The organism is Plantactinospora sp. CNZ320, assembly GCF_002846275.1.
Genome location: NZ_PJMP01000001.1, coordinates 6,755,971 through 6,774,120, shown reverse-complemented (window position 1 = coordinate 6,774,120; position 18,150 = coordinate 6,755,971). Strand labels below are relative to the sequence as shown.

Annotated in this window: 17 protein-coding genes and 2 pseudogenes; 8 read left to right on the top strand and 11 right to left on the bottom strand. The window is 71.1% G+C overall.

The genetic code is table 11. From position 1 onward, the window contains the following. Positions 1-4: 4 nt before the first annotated feature. From CLT71_RS30325 to CLT71_RS30310, 4 genes are all read right to left on the bottom strand, one after another. Positions 5-2,062 (bottom strand): CRTAC1 family protein, encoded by a 2,058-nt coding sequence (locus CLT71_RS30325; protein ID WP_101370102.1) that lies wholly within the window; start codon positions 2,060-2,062, stop codon positions 5-7. Positions 2,063-2,065: 3 nt separating this feature from the next. Further along, complete coding sequence (locus CLT71_RS30320) at positions 2,066-3,040, bottom strand: DUF1702 family protein (RefSeq protein ID WP_101370101.1); 975 nt, start codon at positions 3,038-3,040, stop codon at positions 2,066-2,068. A gap of 200 nt (positions 3,041-3,240) precedes the next feature. Then, positions 3,241-4,305 (bottom strand): carboxymuconolactone decarboxylase family protein, encoded by a 1,065-nt coding sequence (locus CLT71_RS30315; protein WP_101370100.1) that lies wholly within the window; start codon positions 4,303-4,305, stop codon positions 3,241-3,243. Positions 4,306-4,355: 50 nt separating this feature from the next. Further along, entirely contained in the window at positions 4,356-5,348 is a 993-nt protein-coding gene (locus CLT71_RS30310; RefSeq protein ID WP_199187773.1) for a hypothetical protein, read from the bottom strand. Between the two features lie 176 nt (positions 5,349-5,524). Here CLT71_RS30310 and CLT71_RS30305 point away from each other — a divergent pair, with 176 nt between their 5' ends. After that, positions 5,525-6,112, top strand: coding sequence for a hypothetical protein (locus tag CLT71_RS30305; RefSeq protein WP_101370098.1), 588 nt, complete (start codon positions 5,525-5,527; stop codon positions 6,110-6,112). Positions 6,113-6,118: 6 nt separating this feature from the next. Continuing rightward, a complete protein-coding gene (locus tag CLT71_RS30300; RefSeq protein ID WP_101370097.1) occupies positions 6,119-6,649 on the top strand; it encodes a copper resistance protein CopC in 531 nt (176 codons plus the stop codon). Between the two features lie 55 nt (positions 6,650-6,704). On the opposite strand, the gene CLT71_RS30295 is transcribed toward CLT71_RS30300, so the two are convergent. Continuing rightward, on the bottom strand, positions 6,705-7,697 hold the full coding sequence (locus CLT71_RS30295; protein WP_101370096.1) for a DUF1702 family protein: 993 nt from the start codon (positions 7,695-7,697) through the stop codon (positions 6,705-6,707). A gap of 332 nt (positions 7,698-8,029) precedes the next feature. Here CLT71_RS30295 and CLT71_RS30290 point away from each other — a divergent pair, with 332 nt between their 5' ends. From CLT71_RS30290 to CLT71_RS30270, 6 genes and pseudogenes are all read left to right on the top strand, one after another. Next, positions 8,030-8,599 (top strand): DUF5987 family protein, encoded by a 570-nt coding sequence (locus CLT71_RS30290; RefSeq protein ID WP_101370095.1) that lies wholly within the window; start codon positions 8,030-8,032, stop codon positions 8,597-8,599. Beyond that, positions 8,596-10,236 (top strand): GMC family oxidoreductase, encoded by a 1,641-nt coding sequence (locus tag CLT71_RS30285; RefSeq protein ID WP_101370094.1) that lies wholly within the window; start codon positions 8,596-8,598, stop codon positions 10,234-10,236. Before CLT71_RS30290 ends, CLT71_RS30285 begins: the two co-directional genes overlap by 4 nt. A 14-nt stretch (positions 10,237-10,250) precedes the next feature. Next, entirely contained in the window at positions 10,251-11,339 is a 1,089-nt protein-coding gene (locus CLT71_RS30280) for a carboxymuconolactone decarboxylase family protein (protein ID WP_101370093.1), read from the top strand. A 359-nt stretch (positions 11,340-11,698) separates the two neighbouring features. Next, positions 11,699-12,448: pseudogene (locus tag CLT71_RS30275) on the top strand (helix-turn-helix domain-containing protein); the annotation flags it as partial. Positions 12,449-12,647: 199 nt separating this feature from the next. Beyond that, a pseudogene (locus CLT71_RS38320) lies at positions 12,648-12,794 on the top strand (MerR family transcriptional regulator); the annotation flags it as partial. Between the two features lie 102 nt (positions 12,795-12,896). Continuing rightward, positions 12,897-13,373, top strand: a complete 477-nt coding sequence (locus CLT71_RS30270) for a hypothetical protein (protein WP_486483763.1) — start codon at positions 12,897-12,899, stop codon at positions 13,371-13,373. On the opposite strand, the gene CLT71_RS30265 is transcribed toward CLT71_RS30270, so the two are convergent. The 6 genes from CLT71_RS30265 to CLT71_RS30240 form a co-directional block, all read right to left on the bottom strand. Further along, positions 13,349-14,149 carry a TIGR03084 family metal-binding protein gene (locus CLT71_RS30265; RefSeq protein ID WP_101370091.1) on the bottom strand — a complete coding sequence of 267 codons (801 nt, stop codon included), beginning with the start codon at positions 14,147-14,149 and terminating at the stop codon, positions 13,349-13,351. The two genes, CLT71_RS30270 and CLT71_RS30265, sit on opposite strands and share 25 nt — an antisense overlap. Positions 14,150-14,170: 21 nt before the next feature. After that, on the bottom strand, positions 14,171-14,596 hold the full coding sequence (locus CLT71_RS30260; RefSeq protein WP_101370090.1) for an SgcJ/EcaC family oxidoreductase: 426 nt from the start codon (positions 14,594-14,596) through the stop codon (positions 14,171-14,173). Positions 14,597-14,892: 296 nt separating this feature from the next. Then, positions 14,893-15,342, bottom strand: a complete 450-nt coding sequence (locus CLT71_RS30255; protein ID WP_101370089.1) for an SCP2 sterol-binding domain-containing protein — start codon at positions 15,340-15,342, stop codon at positions 14,893-14,895. 319 nt (positions 15,343-15,661) lie between these two features. Next, on the bottom strand, positions 15,662-16,627 hold the full coding sequence (locus tag CLT71_RS30250; RefSeq protein ID WP_101370088.1) for a nitroreductase family protein: 966 nt from the start codon (positions 16,625-16,627) through the stop codon (positions 15,662-15,664). Then, entirely contained in the window at positions 16,628-17,713 is a 1,086-nt protein-coding gene (locus tag CLT71_RS30245) for an N-acetyltransferase (RefSeq protein ID WP_101370087.1), read from the bottom strand. Continuing rightward, entirely contained in the window at positions 17,710-18,150 is a 441-nt protein-coding gene (locus tag CLT71_RS30240; protein ID WP_101370086.1) for a DUF4188 domain-containing protein, read from the bottom strand. The genes CLT71_RS30245 and CLT71_RS30240 overlap by 4 nt, the downstream gene beginning before the upstream one ends.

The following is an 18,150-nucleotide window of genomic DNA, read 5'->3' as shown; positions in this document are numbered from 1 at the left end:
CGCCTCACATCTCCCGCGCTTGCGTACCGAGCTCGAGCGCGTGCCAGCCCGGGTCCAGTCGAAGGTCCTGTTGGTGCACCTGTCCGGTGCGGTCGCGCCAGCGCAGGTTGACCTGCACCGGCCCGCTGACGTCTCGGCCCAGCCCGATGTGCACCTCGTGGCTGCGCTTGCCGGAGTGCCCGCTGCCGCCGTCCACCCGGCCGAGCAGCGTCCGCCCGTCCCCGGTGGTGACGGTCACCTGCGCCCCCACCACCGGGGAGCAGAACATCTGCTGTGCCGTACCCCCGGCCGGGGCCGCCGCCGGGGCGGCCGGGGTGCCCGCCGTACCCGAGCCGGTCGGCACTGTCCCCGTGGCCGGCGCGGTGCCGGCGGCGTCGGTGCCCGGCGTGGCCGGGTGGGTGAGCCGCAGGCCCAGGAAGGCACCCGGGGACGGGCTCTGGTTGTGGTAGAAGACCGGCGCGTCCCACTGCCGGGCGACCGCGAAGTCGAGCCGGCCGTCGCCGTCGGCGTCACCGGTCGCGATGCCCCGGGTCGGCACCGGAACCGCGAGGCCGAGCTGCCCGGCCAGGTCGGTGAAGCGCCCGTCGGGGTTCTTGACGAAGAAGTGCAGCCGCTGGGCGCCACCGATGTCGTCGCCCGCCTCCAGCCTGGGCCAGGACTCCGGGTGCTCCAGCAGGCCGTCGTTTGTCATCGCCAGCTCCTGCAACTGCGGCCAGCGGTTCACCTCGCCCTTGAGGAAGCCGGTGGTCTGGGCCACCTGCAACTCGCCGCTGTTGTCGAAGTCGGCCAGCTTCACGTCCCAGCCCCAGCCGGACCAGGCGAGGCCGAGCGGCGCGCTGCGGTCCTCGAACGGCGCCTTGCCGTCGCCCAACCGCTCCCGCAGGTCGTCGACGTTCTTCGCGGTGTTCACGAACGCGAAGTGGCTCTCCTCCAACCCGAAGCTGGTGGTGATGTTGCTGACGAACATGTCGTAGAGGCCGTCGCCGTCGATGTCGCCGAAGTCCACCCCCATGCCCTTGAAGGAGTCCGCGCCGACCCGCTTGGAGTTGGGCACGAACGCCTGCCGGGGGGACTTGACCGCCGAGAACTTGAACCGCCCCGGGGTGGACTGGTTGTAGAGCAGCCGGTCCGGGCCGAAGTCGTGCGCGAGGTACAGCTCCGGCAGGCTGTCGCCGTCGAAGTCGTTGGCTCCGGAGGCCAGCGCCCAACCCTTGGAGATCTCTCTCGGCAGGGCGTTCGCGACCATCTCGTACGTCGCCGTCGGCTGGTCACCCGAGGTGGCGCCGGTCCACCGGAACAGGTAGTCCTCGCCGCCGTTGAACGCGTGCGACATCGACCGGTTCATCGCCACCCCGCCGGACTTGGTGTCGTCCAGCACCGGGCCGTGCGGGAAGTAGTTGCCGATGTAGATGTCGAGGTGACCGTCGCCGTCGAAGTCGTCGACCGTGGCCGTGTTGGTGTTCCAGAGCGGCCCGGTGTACTCCGCACCGCTCGGCCCGCGTACCAGCTCGACGGCCTGGTAGGACGCCTGACCGAGTGAGGTGGCACCCGAGCGCGCCAGGTAGAGGATCGGGGTACGTCCCCAGAGGTAGACGAGCAGGTCCATCCGGCCGTCCTCGTTGAAGTCCCCCGGTACGCAGCCCATCGGGGCCATCGCCCGCTGCGCCGGCAACGCCGTGAGGTCCACCGCGAACGGTTCGTACCGGTCGGACCGCGCCCCGGGTACCGGTGTCACCACCACCTGGTCGATGCGCGGGTCGGTGATGCACAGGTCGTTGGCCAACCCGTCACCGTCGAGGTCGTTCATGGCGATGCCGGCACCGACCGAGGAGATCCAGGCGTCGATGTGCCGGTAGTCCTTGTTCACCTTGCGGATCGTCTGCTGCGGGAAGCCGCCCGGCATCGCGACCGAGTACGGCGTGAACCCGAACCGGCCCGCCAGGCCGTCAAGTTCGGCGGATGAGGCGGTGGGTAGCCGGGCCGCCTGGAAGAACGCGGCCATCAGGATCACCGCGACGATCCCGGGCAACTGCCTGCGCAGCCAGCCAGCTTTCTGAGCCATGTGCTAGCACCTTCCGATAGAGACGAACTCGTTGGCGATGCGCCGGCGCCACACCTCGTAGCCGGGCTCGCTGCCGGTGACCGGGGCGTCCGGACGGTTCCCCTCGCTCAGCCGGGCGGCCTCGGCGGCGGACATCCCGCAGAAGACCCGGGTGGCGAGTTCGTTGTGCGGCACGACCAGGCCGGCGCGCAGCCGGGCGGCGGCACCGAACGCCGCACCCTGGGCGAGCTGGGGCCGACAGTCCCCGGCCGCGTCCCACAGAGCGCGCAACTCGGACTCGTCCGCCCCGCCCGCGTAGGTGGCCGCCAGCCCGGCACCGGAGTACAGGTCCGGCCAGCGGTGCCGGGGAAAGGTCTCGATCGTCCTGACGACAAGCGCGGGTGCGGTGCCGCAGACGAACCAGAGCGCCCGGCCGACACCCTGGTCCAGCACCCGGCTCGCGTACCACCGAGGCCCCTCCACCGGCCACGGGAACCGGTCGTGCTGGTACCGCTCGTGCACGTACCGCTTCGTGTGGAAGTACGCCTGGTGGAAGCCGTACCCGTCGAGCGCGAGCCAGCGCAGCACCGGATCGGCCGGTGTGATCCGGGACCAGCGCGCCCGGGGCAGCCGCGCCATCGCCCAGCCGATGCCGACGTACGCCATGTAGACGTGCGCCCCTCCCGCCCCGGCGAGAAAGCGCGCGACATTGTCGCCACGGCTGCACGGTAACGCGTCACGAATGGCGAACCCCATCGCGGCACCCTCGTAAGCGAATCCGCGAAAACGCACGGGGACCCGTTCGAGTTCCGTTTCCGCGTCATCTGCCGTACGCGCCTGCGCGGCGTGCCCGAAGCCGGCCAGAAAGGTGCTCCCAATCGTCTCCAGCAATTCCTTGGAGGCCGCGTCCTTCTCGTGGAAGCCGCGTACGTCCAGCCTGGTCGCGGAGGTACTCGGCGTCAGAATGCGCCGCCGCAGCCCTCGCCAAACACTAGTCAACTCTCCCCCAAGGCATTCGATGGCTGTTTGCCGGTGGTTTGCGACCAAGCTTCGCAGAGCTACCGGAACGAGTCTTCTTCCGCATTGCTGCGGCCTTCTTCCAACATGCCGTCGTCATTGCCGTCGACACGACGAATTGCCGTCGACACGACGAAATCCCGGCGACCAATACCGGGAATTGGAGAGCTGACGTATCCGAATCAGACGTGCTGCTCCACGTGGAGTGCGCCGATCCGCCGTGCCGCCGCGTAACTCGCCCAGGCGGCGGCCTCGACCAGTGCGGTGTCGCTCGGCTCGACCAGCCGGAACTCCCGTACGGTGTCCTCGTCCACCTGGTGTGAGGCGAACGCGGTGAGCAGCGCCAGCCGGCCGGCCGCCCGGTCGGCCTCGGGCAGTTCGGCGACGAGCCGTTCGCACCACCGCCGGCTCAGTCCCGCCTCCTCGCCCCGCCAGCCGCGCAGCCGCTCGGTCACGAGTTGCCGCACGGCCGGCGACAGGCTCCGCTCACCGGCCCGTTCGAACGCGGCGAAGGACCGCGCCACCGCCTCGGCGATCTCGGGTTGCCCGGCCGCCCAGGCGGCGTCCGGCGGCAGCGAAGCCCCGGGCAGCAGTGGGAGAGAGCGGCCTGCCGGCAGCACCTCCCGCAGCGAGGCGCTGAGCATCAGGCTGATCCCGTGCTTGACCCGGCGTCGGGCCCGCGGCCCGAGCCGTGGCGGGAGGAGGAAGTTCGCCAGGAAGACGTTCACCATCCGGCCGAGGTAGTGGAAGCCGACGACCACACCCACCAGCTCGGCCCGTTCGGCCGGCGAGAACGGCGGCTCGGGTGGCACCGCCCCGTCCGGCTGGTGCGCGGTCCTGCCCCACGCCGCCAGTTCCCGGATCCGGGGGTCGGCTATCTCGTCCAGCCGGTCCCCCGCGACGGCCTCGGCGTCGTCCTCGCCGGCCAGGTCGTAGATGCCGATGCTGTGCATGTCGACGCAGTACGGGCAGATGTTCGCCACCGAGACGGCCGCGGCGACCGCCTCCTTGCCGAGCCGGTCGACCGCACCGCCGGCCAGCAGCGGTTCCCGCATCAGCATCCAGTACCCGGCCAGGGCCTCCGGCGCGGGCGAGTGCAGCAGTACCGGCGGCACGACCAGGCGCAGCTCCTCGGTGACCTGCCGGTAGACCGCCCCGACCAGCCCGTCGGCCTTTCCGGGCGGGACGGTACGGACGTACCTGACCTGCCGCTGTACCACCGACGAGATGACGCGACCGGCAACCATGTCTCCTCCTGCGTCCTCGACGACCTACCGCCGGCCCACCACCGCCGCCGCTACGACCACGGCGCGGTCGGGTACCACGGGATGATCTCGCGGCGGGCCAGCAGCCGGACGTCCCAGTAGAGGAAGGTGAAGACGCCGGCCACCAGGAGCGCGACCCCGGTGATCGTCGCGACCCGGCTCGGCTTCGCGGCGAGCCAGCCGCGCAACCGGGGCCCGCTGACCAGCGCCACCGCCGCGAAGAGCACCGCCATCACCAGGATGTTGCCGATCGACTGCAAGGTGAACGCCAGGGCGCCGTAGAGCGGGTTGCCGCTCTCCGCCGCGTCCCGGAACATCTGCCGGAACAGCGCGAACGGGCGTCCGATGAGGAACCCGCCGATCAGCGCACCGAGGACCACCATCGGCGCGTTCGGGAACCTCGCCGAGACCCGGGCGAACGGGTCCGGCACGATGCCGAGGGCGGCCAGCCCGAGCCAGGTCAGCGCGAGCCCGATCACGCCGAAGACCACCAGCGACTGGACGCTGCGGGCCGAGAGCGTGCCCGCGCTGTTCGCCGCCGTCGAGAACTGCGGCATCGCGGTGCCGACCAGCCCGACGACCGCGCCGTACGTCGCGGAGACCGCGATCATCCCCACCGCGAGCCACCCCAGCGGGGCGAACGTGTGCCGCAGTCGACTCCACCGCCCGCCGGTACCGAGCATCGGCGCCATCGCACCGAACGCGGCGATGTTGCAGGCCGTGAAGGTACCCGCGAGACCGGAGACGAACGCGAACGCCACCCCGGCGCCGATCCCGGCGATCGGGGTCTCCTTTGCGTCGTGTCCGAGCAGCGTGTCCGCCACGCTGTCGCCGATCGTGCTGTCGACGAACTCCGCCGACCAGACGACGGTGAGCAGGAAGCCGCCCAGGACACTGAGCCCGAGCACCAGCCACCGCCGCCGGGGGAAGTGGCCGTTCACCAACATGGACGTGGCGCGTGGCGTGACGGTGGGAGTTACCGCCGTCTCCGGCGGTCCCACCTCGGTGCTCATCCGGCGTGCCATGGTGCCTCCCCTGCGGTACCCGACTCTCCGTAAAGCATGCGGCGACGGCGCGCGACGGTGTTCTCCAAAGGTGCGCACCATCCGACCCGAAGTGAGCACATTGGAAGAACTGACTCACGGTGGGTGACGACTACGGTCAGCCGGAACCGGTAGTTCGCCTCGGGAGGGAGACACCCATGGTCAGCGGTTCGGCGGTCGCCCCGCCAGCTGGTCCGATCGCCCGGCTGAACCGGAGCCACCACAGGACGGCGTTGAACCTCTACATGTTCGTCGTCGTCGCGCACTGGGCCGAGCACCTGGTGCAGGCGTACCAGATCTGGGTGCTCGGCATGCCCCGACCGCAGGCCCGCGGGGTACTCGGGTGGTACTACCCCTGGCTGGTCAGCTCCGAGTGGCTGCACTACGGGTACGCCCTCGTCATGCTGGTCGGCCTCTTCCTGCTCCGGCCCGGTTTCGTCGGCCGGGCCCGTACCTGGTGGACGGTGGCGCTGGCCATCCAGTTCTGGCACCACATCGAGCACCTGCTGCTGCTCGTCCAGGTGCAGGCCGGGGTCAACCTCTTCGGCGCGGCGCAGCCGACCAGCATCGCCCAGCTCGTGCTGGCCCGGGTCGAGCTGCACCTGTTCTACAACTCCGTGGTGTTCATCCCGATGGTGATCGCGATGTACCTGCACCTGCGCCCCAACCGGGCCGAGCTGGCCGGGTACACCTGCAACTGCGTGGCCCGGTCCAGGTCGGGTCAGCCGGTCGGATCGGCGGCCTGACCGGTCATGCCCTCCCGCGCCACCGCACCACTCGGACTGGCCCTGCTCACCGTCGCCGCCGGTGTCCTGCTGGGGACGCCGGCGGCCGCCGGTGCGCAGGGCACCCTCGTCGCCAGCGACCCGCCGGATCAGGCCGTGCTCTCCGCCGGGCCGCGTGGGGTACGCCTGACCTTCTCCGGCCCGCCCGTGGCAGCCGACTCCCACGTCTCGGTGCTCGACGGCGACGGCGCCACCCTGACCACCGGACCGCTTGTGGTCCGGCCCAATCGCGTCGTCTGGCAGCCGATCGCCGTGGACCGGCCCACCGACGTGGTCGTGGCGTACCACGTCCAGCTCAGCAGCGGTGGCGCCGCCTCCGGGCGCCTGCGCTTCAGCGTCGGTACCGGCGAGCCGCCCGCGCCGCTGGCCGCCGCCATACCCAGCGGGGAGCACGGACACGGCGTCGATCCGATCAGCGCGTTCCTGCTGGTGGTCGACGGGCTCGTCGTGCTCGGCGTACTCGCGCTGCTGTGGTTGCGCCGCCCGCTCCCACCGTGACCGGACCGCCCGCCCGGGACCACGGATCCCGGGCGGGCCACTCCGCCGGCCGGTCCTAACCCGCAGCGCCGCGCAGTGCGGACGCCACCCGCGCGCCGACCCGCTGCCGCCACACCTCGTAGTCCGGCTCGGGACCGGAACCGAACCCGTCCGCCGCCACGTCGTCGGCGAGCGTTGCCGCCGCCGGAACCGCCATCCCGGCAAGTACCCCGGTCGCCAGCTCGGTATGCGCGGGCACGAAGCCGGCGAAGTCCCGGGCCTTGGCCGCGAAGACCGCCCCCTGGGCCAGGTGCGGGAGCGCGTCGCCGGCCGCACCGCGCAGCACCGTGAGGCCGTGCGCGTCGCTGCCGCCGGCGAAGGTGGCCGCCAGGCCGACGCCGCTCCACAGGTCGGGCTGCCGTTCGGTGGCGAAGCGTCCCACCGCCGCCGCCACGTCCGGCGCCACCCCGCCGTGGATGAACCAGAGGGCGCGGCCGATGCCCTGGTCGACGGCGCGCGGAAAATAGTCGGCCCGCCCCTGCCACGGGTACGGCGCCGGCCGGTGCTGCCCGCTGACCCAGCGGTCGGTCTCGAAGTAGGCGCGGTCGAAGCCGTACCCGTCGACGGCCAGCCAGCTCATCGTCGGGTAGTACGGCACACCGCTCAGGTCGGGTAGCGCGTTGCGCCACAGGATGCGCGGCAGCCGGGCCATCGCGAAACCGATCCCGATGTACGTCAGGAAGGTGTGCGGGCGCCCCGGCCCGCGCAGCAGGTCCCGTGCCCGGTGGCCCCGACCGCCCGCCATCGCGTCGCGCACCGTGTAGGCCATCGCGGCGCCCTCGTAGGCGAATCCCCGCTGTTCGGCCTCCACCAGTTCCAGCCGGCGTTCCACCTCCCACGACGACCGCGCCTCGATCGCCCACTCGAAGCCGCACAGCACCGCCTGGGGAATGGCCTCCAGCCGACGGGTCGCGTCGGTGGCATGGACCGGAAAGCCGCGCGCCGCGAAGGTCACCTCGGTGAAGGACGGCGTCAGCACCAAACGGCGCAGCGAACCGAGCATCGGCATGGCGGGCTCCTGATCCGATACGGGGACAGTTCATTCCATGGTGGCGTGACCCTGAGGAGAATCCGTCTCCTGCCGTGCGCTGTCGGCCCCCGGCAAGGGTTTGCGGCAGACCCGGCGAGGCTTAGCGGCACATCCCGGCGAAGGTTTGCGGCACACCCCGATCCAGCGCAACTCAGAAGATGATTTTCAACCCCCGCATCGGGAGGATTGGCGTCTGACGAATCGAATTCGTCCCGACCATCCGTGCCTCGTTGCGAGCATTGCCGGCACGGCGGCCGGACCATTCGGAGCAGGATGCCCAGGAAAAGCGCGACAGGAGAGGAGGGAATGCCGTGCAGCCCGACGAACACGAGGCGGGACCGGCCCGTACAGCCACAATAGAGGCGTTTGCCGACACCATCATTCCCGGCCGGAAGCGGTCACCCGACGACCGGGCGGTGGCAGGTGCCGACCCGACCGGGGGCGCCGTCGAGGCGGGCGCCCTCGAACTGCTCGAACAGCCCGGCGGCGGGCTGGCCGAGGCGCTGGACTCCCTGTTCTACACGCTGAACGACCACGCCGTCGGATATGCCGCGGAGCACGGCCTGACACTCGACGACGACGTACCCGCGTTCGTCGCGCTGCCCTTCGGGCACCGTACCGCACTCGTCCGGGAACTCACCGCGCCCGAGCATCCCGAAAAGCAGATGTGGGTCGCTCTCGCGCTTTTCAGCAACATGGCATTCGACAGCGCCGCGCACATCAGCACGGCGGAGGCATTCGCCGGCCGGCATCCGGGCCTTCTGACAATCGGCTATTTCCCACCGGATGCCGACGGCCTGCACCGTTTTTCGCAGTCCTCCTACGGGCGGGCTCTGGCCCCGATCCACCCACAAACCACGGTGACAGGTGATCCAGCATGACAACAGCCACGGAGTCGACGGACGTCGTCGTGATCGGCAGCGGTTTCGGCGGCGCGATCGCGGCCTACCATTTCGCCGCGGGCGGGGCCCGGGTCGTGGTTCTGGAACGCGGTCCATGGCTGCGGGCCGAGGAGTTCGACCACGACTACAAGCTCGGGTCTTCGTACACCCGGGTCTTCGACTTCGTCGTCGGCGACGGGATGAGCGTGCTCAGCGGCAACTGCGTCGGCGGGGGCAGCGTCGTCTACTTCGCCACGATGCCGAGGGCGCCCCGGTTCGTCTTCGAGCGGCACGGCAGCATCGGCCGCCGGATGTGGCCGGCAAGCATCACCAGGGAGAAGCTCGATCCCTGGTACGACCGGGTCACCGAGGCGCTGCCGGTCACCCGGCAGTCCTGGGACAGGGTGCCGTACGCGGGCGGCCTCTTCGCGGCGGCCTGCGCACACGCCGGCCGTACCGCCAATCCGCCACCGTCGGCCGTGGACCTCGACGAGTGCGTCGACTGCAACTGGATGATGGCCGGTTGCCGGTTCGACGCCAAGCGGTCCCTGCTGCTCAACTATCTGCCCGGGGCGCTCGCGCACGGCGCCGGGATCCGGCCGCTGCACGAGGTGCAGCACCTGAGCCGGAACGACGACGGCGGCTACCGGGTGCACTACCGGATCGTCGACGCCGAGGACTACCGGATCCTGCACGACAGCGGGGCGATCGACGCCAAGCTCGTCGTCCTCGCCGCGGGTGCGGGCGCGACGCCGGTGATCCTGCAACGCTCGGCGGCCACCCTCGGCCCGATGCCACACGCGGTGGGGAGGTACTTCTCCGGCAACGGCGAGCGCCTCAACACGGCTGTCTTCGACGAGGACCGGGTACGCGAGGTGCTCGGACTGTCCCGGCCGGGCGGGCAGGCGTACGCGGCGTACCAGATCGGCCGGGGCCCGACGGTGGCGAGCTGGGACCGGCTGGACGGGCGGCTGCCGGAGTACGAGCGCTTCTCGCTGGAGCAGTTGTACTTCCCGCCCGGGCTCGGCACCATCCTGGCCCAGGTGCCCGGTGCCACCGGCCCGTCCTGGTTCGGTGTGCCGAAGAAGGAGATGCTGCGGCGCTGGCAGTCCTGGCTGACCATCTTCACCATGTCCGAGGACGACAACGAGGGCGTCTTCGGGCCGCCGCCGGAGACCGGGAACGCGCACCGGCTCTCGATGCAGATGCTCGGCGACGGGCCGCTGCGGTACCGGCCGACGCCGAACACCTGGCGCGGCTGGTCGCTGGCGGACGCCGAGGTCAAGGACATCCTGGAGCGCGACGGCCTGGCCCGGGTGGCGCCGTGGACGAACGACCTCGTCGGCGCCTACACGGTGCATCCGCTGGCGTCCTGCCGGATCGGGGACGACCCGGCGACCTCGGCGCTGGACGACAGGCACGAGTTGCGCGGGCATCCCGGCATCTTCGTCACCGACGGCTCGGCGGTGCCCGGTGCGTTGACCGTCAACCCGGCGCTCACCATCGCGGCGCTGGCGGAGCGGGCCATGCCCGGCATGATCCGGGCCGCCCAGGAGCGCGGCGTGGCGGTGCGGTACGGCGCACCGGGGCCGGGTGCCGACACGGCCTCCCCGGTCGCGCTGGCTCCGACGGCCTGAGACGGAGGTGCGCCGTGGGATCGCTGTTCGCACGCGTCGCGCGCCGGGCGTCCGCGGCGCACATCCGGCACGTCGCCCCGGTGGCACCGGGTGACGAGACCGGTCTGGTGGCCGAGGTGTACCAGCAGATGGAGGCCGACTTCGGCATGGTCGCACCGCCGATCGGGCTGCACGCGCCCGCACCGGCGGCACTCGCGGCGAGTTGGCTGATGCTGCGGGAGTCGCTGCTGGCCGGTGGTGTGGTCGACCGGTCGGTCAAGGAGGCGGTGGCGGCGGCGGTTTCGGTCGCCAACCGGTGCCCGTACTGCGTGGAGGTGCACGGCGCGGCGATGGCGGGGCTGTCGTCCGGCCCGGACGCCGACGCGATCGTCGCCGGCCGGTTCGACGCCGTCGCCGATCCCCCGGTACGCGAGTTGGCCCGGTGGGCCTGGGCGAGCGGTCGACCGGAGGCCACCGGTCGACCGGTCCCGTTCCCCGCCGGGCAGGCACCGGAGATCATCGGGGTGGTGGTGACCTTCCACTACCTCAACCGGATGGTCAGTCTCTTCCTCACCGACTCGCCACTGCCCCCGGTGCCGGCTCCGGCGCTGGGGGCGGTGCGCCGGGGCGCCAGGCTCGTGCTGGGGAGCCTGGCGCGGCGGCGTCCGGCACCGGGTACCTCCCTCGACCTGCTGCCTGACGCACCGCTGCCGCCGGACCTGTGCTGGGCCGCCGGCCGGCCGACGGTGGCGGCGGCGTTCGCCCGGGCCGCCGCGGCCGTACGCGACGGCGCGCACCGGGCCGTGCCGGCCGAGGTACGCGCCCTGGTGCCGGGTGCCCTGGCCCGCCGGATCGGGATCGAACCGGGGCTCGGGGCACCGGCCTGGCTGGCGGAGGCGGTGGCGACCGTGCCGGCTGACGACCGCCCGGCCGCACGACTCGGCCTGCTCACCGCGTTCGCCCCCTACCGGGTGACAGCTGAGCTGGTCGACCAGGTCAGGAGCGGTCTCGGCGAGGACGGCCTGATCCAGCTGACCTCCTGGGCCAGCTTCGAGGCGGCTCGGGCGATCGGTGCGCGGTTGTGGCGGGCCGAGTCGACGCCGCCGGCCGGACGGCACATTTGACGCCGGTGTTTCCGGACGACGTCAACACCGCTACATCGGTGAAGTAGTGCGCACCACTATCCGATTTTAACTTCTTGATTGCGCAGAAGATAGAGGATGACGAATCTCAGTGTTGCTGGGAGGCCCTGCTTAAGTTAACCTCGACGTTGGCGGATCGCATCGACAAGGACGAGTTGACCGAAGCGCCGGGGGCATGGAGCTTCGAAATCACTTCCGTTATTCACCGACAACTCATACTGCCGGGCAGCCGACGCCGGTGAGCCCCGCGCTTATACCTCTCCGCTGGTTCGACCACTGCGCCGACACGTTTTGGTAACCGATCAAAAGGCTGACCATTCGAGTCCTCGGGAGGAGCAGGAGTGGACGACCCTATCGAGCAGGCCGTGGGTCGCGCTATCGCCGCAATGCGCGAAAACCTCGGAGAACAGCTCACGGTAGATGACATCGCCCGCGCGGCGATGTTCAGTAAGTTTCACTTCACCCGGATATTCCAACGCGCCACCGGCGTCTCTCCGGGTCGCTTTCTGTCGGCGCTGCGACTGCAACGGGCGAAACATCTTCTGGTGTCTACCTCGTTAAATGTGGCGGACATCAGCGTGCGCGTCGGATACAACAGCGTGGGCACCTTCAGCACACGTTTCAGCAGAAGCGTGGGAATGTCGCCGACCGCCTATCGAAAGCGCTCCGGATTCGCGCCGCACATACCCGTCGACCCGCACCTCGGTGTGGACGGGCGGGCGTGCGGCCGAGTCTCGGGACGGGTGTGGCCGGCTCAGGCGGAGCAGAACAGCCTCATCTTCGTCGGCCTCTTTCCCGATCGCATTCCGCAGGGCCGGCCGGTACGGTGCGCGATCCTTTCCGGCTGGGGCCAGTACCGGTTCGACAGCGTGCCGTCCGGCACGTGGTACCTGCTGGCGCAGGAGGTCACCGGTGACCCGCGCGCGGCGATCGGCGAACCGGACGGCGCCGACGGCTCGGTCTCGGTCGCCACGAACGGGCCGCTGACCATCGGCCGCGACACCTTCATCCAGGCTGACCTGCTGCTGAAACCGGCGGGCACGCTCGACCCGCCCGTACTGCTCGCCCTGCTCGACGCCCGGAACACGGCGTTGGCCTCCGCGCCGGAGTCCGGTACCGCCCTGCCCTCGGCGGCCCACGGCGACGTCATCCCGGCGAACCTCGCCGCACCAGGCAACAACACAAATATCGACACAAAGGTACGTATTGACGATACTGATAATCTTGGCGAGCTAAACCAGGTGCGGTGCGGCACCTCTGGAACCATCGGCAACGCCTCCGGGGGGCTAGATGCGCATATCCGATCTCAGCCGACGGACCGGGGTCTCCGTTGCCACGATCAAATTCTACCTGCGCAGGGGCCTGCTTCCCAAAGGCGTACCGACCCAGCGGAACCAGGCCGAGTACAACGAGACGCACCTGCACCGGATCCGTCTCATCAGGGCGTTCACGAACATCGGGCAGCTCGACCTCTCCACCGTCGGCGAGCTGCTCGCAGCCATCGATGACGAAAAGCTGTCCCTGCCGAACCTCTACGAGGTGGTCAACCGCGCCCGTTTCCCGGAGCAACCGCCCCTGGACGACGTCAAGGGGATGCGCGGCGCGCGCTCCGACGTGGACGGATTCGTCCAGGAACTGGGCTGGGAGGTCGACCCCGAGGTGGCCGGCCGGCTCGCGCACGTGGTGGTGACCCTGCGACATCTCGGCTGCGAGTGCGACATGGACTTCTTCAGCCCGTACGCGGCGGCGGCCGAGCGGCTCGTCGTCCAGGAACTCGACCTGCTCCCGTCGGACTCGGCCGGCACCGACCGGGCCGCCGCGGTGGTACGGATGGTGCTCCTCGACGCCGCGCTGGCCACGGTACGCCGGATGGCGCAGGAGCACTTCGTGGCCCAGCGGTTCGACCGGGCCGAGCGCGGCGACCAGCTCCGGCCGGCGGCGTCACCGGCAACCGGTGACGCCGGTGAGACCGGTGCGGGTGCGGCGGTGGGTCAGCGCACCGGGGTCGCGAACTGACCGGGGCGGCGCCCCGGACCGGCCGGCCCACGGTATGCCTGCGCGATGTCGAGCCACCGCTCGGCCTCCGCGCCCGTCGCCGTGAGGTCGAGATCGTTCCGGTGCCGGCGCCTGGTCACCAGCAGGCAGAAGTCGACAGCCGGACCGGTGATCCGGTTCTCGCCGTCGGCCGGGCCGAACGTCCAGAGCCGGCCAGACGGCGCGGTCAACTCGAAGCGGTACTCCACCTCGGGGGTTGGCAGCCCACGCGCCTGGTAGCCGAAGTCCCAGGTGCGTACCGCGAAGGCGACCAGGTGACCGATCCGATCGGTCTGCTCACGCCGTACGCCGAGCGCGTCGGCGATGTCCTGGCCGTGCCCGAACAACTCCATCAGACCGGCCGAGGCGAGTACGGCCGCGGGAAGCGGACGGACCAGCCAGGGTACGACCCGGTCCGGCGGTACGGCCGCGAGCGCCTGCTCCGCACGGGCGCGTTCGGCACGCCAGCGGGTCAGCAGCACCTCCGGCGGTTCGGCCAGGAACTCGGCGAGTGCGTGTGCCACGTTCGCGTTGAAGTCGGGGCTGAGCCGCGAGGTCATCGCGGTGAACCGATCCGGATCCGCCACCGCCAGCGCCGCCATCCGGAAGGTGGCGGCCAGGTGGGCGACCTGGTGTGCGATCGTCCATCCGGGTGCCGGGGTGGGCAGCGCCCACTCGGCGGCGTCGAGCCCACTCACCATGCGGTCGACCTCGTCGCCCTCCGCGACGAGGTCCCGGACCACTGCTGTCTCGGTCATGCGTCTGCCGCCTCTCGTGGACTATCGGGCCGGGTCGCGCGGGCAGTTGTGGTAGACCGCCAGCAGCCACTCGTCGTCGCGTTTCACCAGGATCCAGGAGGCCCGGATGGCCGCCTCGGCGTGCAGTTCCGACTCACCGGGGGCCAGTACGCCGCCGACAGTCGTCAGCGCGACCGCGCCGGGTGCGAGCGGGACGAGGTCGACCGGCTGCCCCGTGACCCGGGTGCCCCGGTAGGCGTCGGCGAACTGCGCCGCCATGAACGAGCGAATCTCGTCCCGGCCCTTGCGGTAGACACCGGGAAGAATGAGCGTTCCATCCTGGGTGAAAAGCTCGGCGAATCCGTCGGCATCGTGCTTCGCCCAGATTTCCACCATGCGGGCCGGGACCGCGGCTATCGCGGCACGATCGGCGTCGGCGGCTGCTGTCGTTGCTCCGGTGATCGTCATGCCCTCGCCTCACTTCCTGTCGAATACTGCAGGGGGTCGCCGGCCTGGCCGGCAGGGCTTTCCTCGTCGGGATCACCCTGGCACGCGCGCCAACCCCGTGGCATCTCTGGTGTTGCGGCATAACCCTGTCCGGTCTTGCGGAGAACGCGACCAGATCCATGGACAGCCGCCGCCGCAAACCAGAGAGATTGAAGTCTGACAATTGCGAACAGCACGCGGCGGTGCGGCGGCGGCCGGGCCACCCCGGGTGACCACCTTGGCGGCCCCGATCCATGCCGGACCCATCGAACGTGTGCCTAGACCCGGGGAATGTCGAACAGATGCGGAAATCTCGCGGTCAGCCCGAGATCGCCCTTCGTCTTCAGCTTTCCCTTCATGGCGAGCGTCACCGGGTGGGCGTTCCCGGTCACCATCCGGAGGAAGTCGACCGCGCCGACGGTCAGCGTCAGCCTCGGCTCCCGCTGCGGCGCGGGCGACAGCACACAGGCGCCACCGTCGATGACGATCTCGTAGACGTCAACGGTGCCGTCGGGTCCGTCGCCGATCCGCCAGTGCACCACCGCCGACGTACCCCCGGCCCGGTCGCCCCGGAAGACGCCCGGCATCCGTCCGAGCACCGTGTCCAGCACCGCCCGGCGCCGGCTGCCGCGCATCAGCTCGCGCAGCTCGTCGGTCGAGGTCGTCTTGACCAGCAGGGCCAACTCGCGAGCGTCCAGCTTCGCCGGATCGTGGTCCTCGACGGGCATCTCATCCTCCCGGTGGCACGGCCGCACCGATGGTCACCGGGGCGGATCGCCCGGCCGGGGCCCCGGGTACCGCCCTGGTGCGCTGGTGCCTGTCCATCCTGGTCACCGGCACGGCCGCCGCTCATCTCCTGACTTGCTCTCCCAACCACGACGTCACGTCACAGCATCGCGTCACAGCGCCGCGCCACAGCGCCGCGCCACCGCGTCACGTCACAGCCCGAGGCGTCGGCACCGGCGACAGGGCGTCTTCTCGCCGACCCGGCAGGCCGTTACTCGCCGACCCCCGGCGGAGCGCTACTCGCCGACCCTGGCAGGGCGGCTACTCGCCGACGCGGCGGGCCGAGCGGGCCGGCGTATCGGCCGGTCGACCGACCCGGGCGACGTGCAGCAGCCGGTCCGGTGGCACACCCAGCACCGAGCCGAGCACGTCGCGGGTCGGGGGCGCGTCGAGGAGCTGGCTCAGCGGGTGCGTCGCCAGGCCGGCCGCCTCCAGGGTCAGCCAGATCCGCATCAGCACCCGCCCGAACCCGACCATGCCCTCGTCATCCAGCTTGGACGGTCCGATGAGGACCAGCACGGCGCCGCCCTGCGCCAGCGGGTTTCCGGCAGCCGTGGCGAGCAGCCGGGGCAGCCCGAGCCGGCGCAGCACCGGGTACCCGGCCAGCGCCGCCCGCAGTCCGGTCGCCTCGACCCGGGACAGCCCCAGGCAGCGATCGGTGAGTCCGTCGGAGCGGTACCCCGGGTGCGCCGGCGTGAGGCGCAGCCAGGACCGCAGTTCGGCGACGATCGCCGGGTCGGCGTAAAGGTACCGGTCGGCGACCCGGAGCAGCCGGGCAAGCAGGTCGGCGTCCGGCACCACCCGGACCGCTCCGCCGGCCGCCCGGGCCGCGGCGTCGACGGCTGCGAGCACCTCGACTGGCGGGCCCGCCGAGAAGAGTCCCCGGTGGGTACGCCGCCCGCGCACCTGGGCTGCGCCGAACGGGCTGTCGCAACGGTTCCCGGACCCGCGCAGCCAGCCCACCCGACGGTCCTCGGCACAGTGGTCCGGCACGAACCCGACCCGCAGTCCGGCGTCGGCGGCGACCACCAGACAGGTCTCGACGAACGCGCCGAGCGAGAGCCACAGGTCCCGCCCGGACGGATCCGACGCCGGCAGCGCGTCCGCCGGATCCCAACCCACCCGGATCTCCGCCGCCCGATGGTCGAGCCGCCACGGTTGGGTGTTGTGCGCGCTCGGCGCCCGCCAGCAGAGCGGCTCCAGCTCCCGGAACGCCGCGACGTCCATCTACAGCGCCTTCTCGTAGAAGGTGTACCCGTGCAGCGGCCGCCCGCCCATCCCCCGGAACTGCGCGACCGAGGCCGGGTTGTCCCGCCCGACGTACGTGCTGCGCAGCGTGCCGTACCCTCCCGCGTGCAGGTTCCGGCGCAGTTGCGCGGAGAGCAGCCGCTGGTAGCCGCGCCCCTGGTACTCCGGCAGCACTCCCTTGACGATCAACACCGCCTCCCGTCGGTAGCGCCGCCGGGTCGCCAGCAGCCGGAGCTGGTTGAACAGGTTCAGGTTGCCGCGTACCCGGATCACGAACTCGCTGATGTCCGGGATGCAGAGTACGAAGGCCACCGGCCGCTCCGCCCGGGTCAGGTAGAGCAGCAGCGACTCGTCCAGCAGGTACGCCAGCCCGTCCGTCTGCCGGCGCAGCTGCTCCGTCGAGATCTCGGTGTAGTAGCCGAGCTGGGCGAAGGAGGCGTTCAGCATCTCCCGCAGCAGGTCGAGTTGCTCGTCCAGCCGACGCGGGTCGCCCCGGTGCACCCGCAGCTCCGGATCGGCGAGCAGCGGATCGGCGTCGATCGGATCGGGTGTCACCGGGCAGATCCAGGTGTCCGACTCGAACCGCCTGGTGAAGCCGTACGACTCGTAGGCGGTCACGTACCTCGGCGGGTTGTACGCGCTGTCGACGAAGCCACGGTCGGCGTAGCCGGAGGTGATGACCCCGCCCGCCTGGTTGGGCAGCAACGCCACCGGCCCGAAGAGCGCCTCCCGGTCGCCTGCTGCCCGGCCGGCCGCGGTGATCGCCTCGAAGAGCGGCTCGGCGGCCGGCTCGGTGAACTCGGTCAGCCCGAAGAGCTGACACCGCCGGCCGAGCTTGGCGTCGAAGGCGGCGTCGGTGTGCAGCGTGGTCCGGCCCAGCACGAGACCGGTACCGGGCTCCCGGAGCAGGTACATCGGGACGCCGTCGCGCCACCAGTGCCGTACCTGCTGGTATGTCGGCGGTACGAAGCGCGGCTCGTCCGCGTACACCCGGTCGGTGAGGGTCAGGAAGTCCCGCAGGCCGCGCCGGTCGACGACGCGTTCCAGCCGGGCGGCGGCGGTCATCGCCGCACCGCCGGCCCGGTCGACTCGGTGCCCAGCGGGGTGAAGGTCGGGATGTGTGCCATCTCGGTCGCCTCGGCCCGCCACACCCCGTTGGAGTAGCCGTCCGGCTCGGCGGTGTAGAGCCGGATGAAGCCAGCTGTAGCGTTCCGGGTGCCGTCGGTGACCCACACCATCAGTTTCCGGTGGTGCCGGGACCGGGCGAACCGCAGCATCGCGTCCTTGTCGGTGAAGAACGCGACCGTGCCGAGGGTCAACGGGAACTGCCAGTAGACGGTGTGCCAGCAGTAGCCGGACATCCGCCGCATGTCACGGAGCATCCGCCGCCAGGCCGGCCAGAGCCGCAGCAGCGCCAGCGGGCTCCGGTAACGGGTCGCACCGACGAACATCGCGCCGGCGCGGGCCTGCGCCGGGGCTCGGGAGAAGTCCCGGGTACGCAT

Bases quoted from the DNA above. Each gene is read 5' to 3' on its own strand.
- CLT71_RS30240 (WP_101370086.1), bottom strand. From the start codon at position 18,150: ATGCGTACCCGGGACTTCTCCCGAGCCCCGGCGCAGGCCCGCGCCGGC.
- CLT71_RS30245 (WP_101370087.1), bottom strand. From the start codon at position 17,713: ATGACCGCCGCCGCCCGGCTGGAACGCGTCGTCGACCGGCGCGGCCTG.
- CLT71_RS30260 (WP_101370090.1), bottom strand. From the start codon at position 14,596: ATGACGATCACCGGAGCAACGACAGCAGCCGCCGACGCCGATCGTGCC.
- CLT71_RS30325 (WP_101370102.1), bottom strand. From the start codon at position 2,062: ATGGCTCAGAAAGCTGGCTGGCTGCGCAGGCAGTTGCCCGGGATCGTC.
- CLT71_RS30255 (WP_101370089.1), bottom strand. From the start codon at position 15,342: ATGCCCGTCGAGGACCACGATCCGGCGAAGCTGGACGCTCGCGAGTTG.
- CLT71_RS30310 (WP_199187773.1), bottom strand. From the start codon at position 5,348: ATGGCACGCCGGATGAGCACCGAGGTGGGACCGCCGGAGACGGCGGTA.
- CLT71_RS30300 (WP_101370097.1), top strand. From the start codon at position 6,119: ATGCCCTCCCGCGCCACCGCACCACTCGGACTGGCCCTGCTCACCGTC.
- CLT71_RS30285 (WP_101370094.1), top strand. From the start codon at position 8,596: ATGACAACAGCCACGGAGTCGACGGACGTCGTCGTGATCGGCAGCGGT.
- CLT71_RS30315 (WP_101370100.1), bottom strand. From the start codon at position 4,305: ATGGTTGCCGGTCGCGTCATCTCGTCGGTGGTACAGCGGCAGGTCAGG.
- CLT71_RS30265 (WP_101370091.1), bottom strand. From the start codon at position 14,149: ATGACCGAGACAGCAGTGGTCCGGGACCTCGTCGCGGAGGGCGACGAG.
- CLT71_RS30295 (WP_101370096.1), bottom strand. From the start codon at position 7,697: ATGCCGATGCTCGGTTCGCTGCGCCGTTTGGTGCTGACGCCGTCCTTC.
- CLT71_RS30250 (WP_101370088.1), bottom strand. From the start codon at position 16,627: ATGGACGTCGCGGCGTTCCGGGAGCTGGAGCCGCTCTGCTGGCGGGCG.
- CLT71_RS30305 (WP_101370098.1), top strand. From the start codon at position 5,525: ATGGTCAGCGGTTCGGCGGTCGCCCCGCCAGCTGGTCCGATCGCCCGG.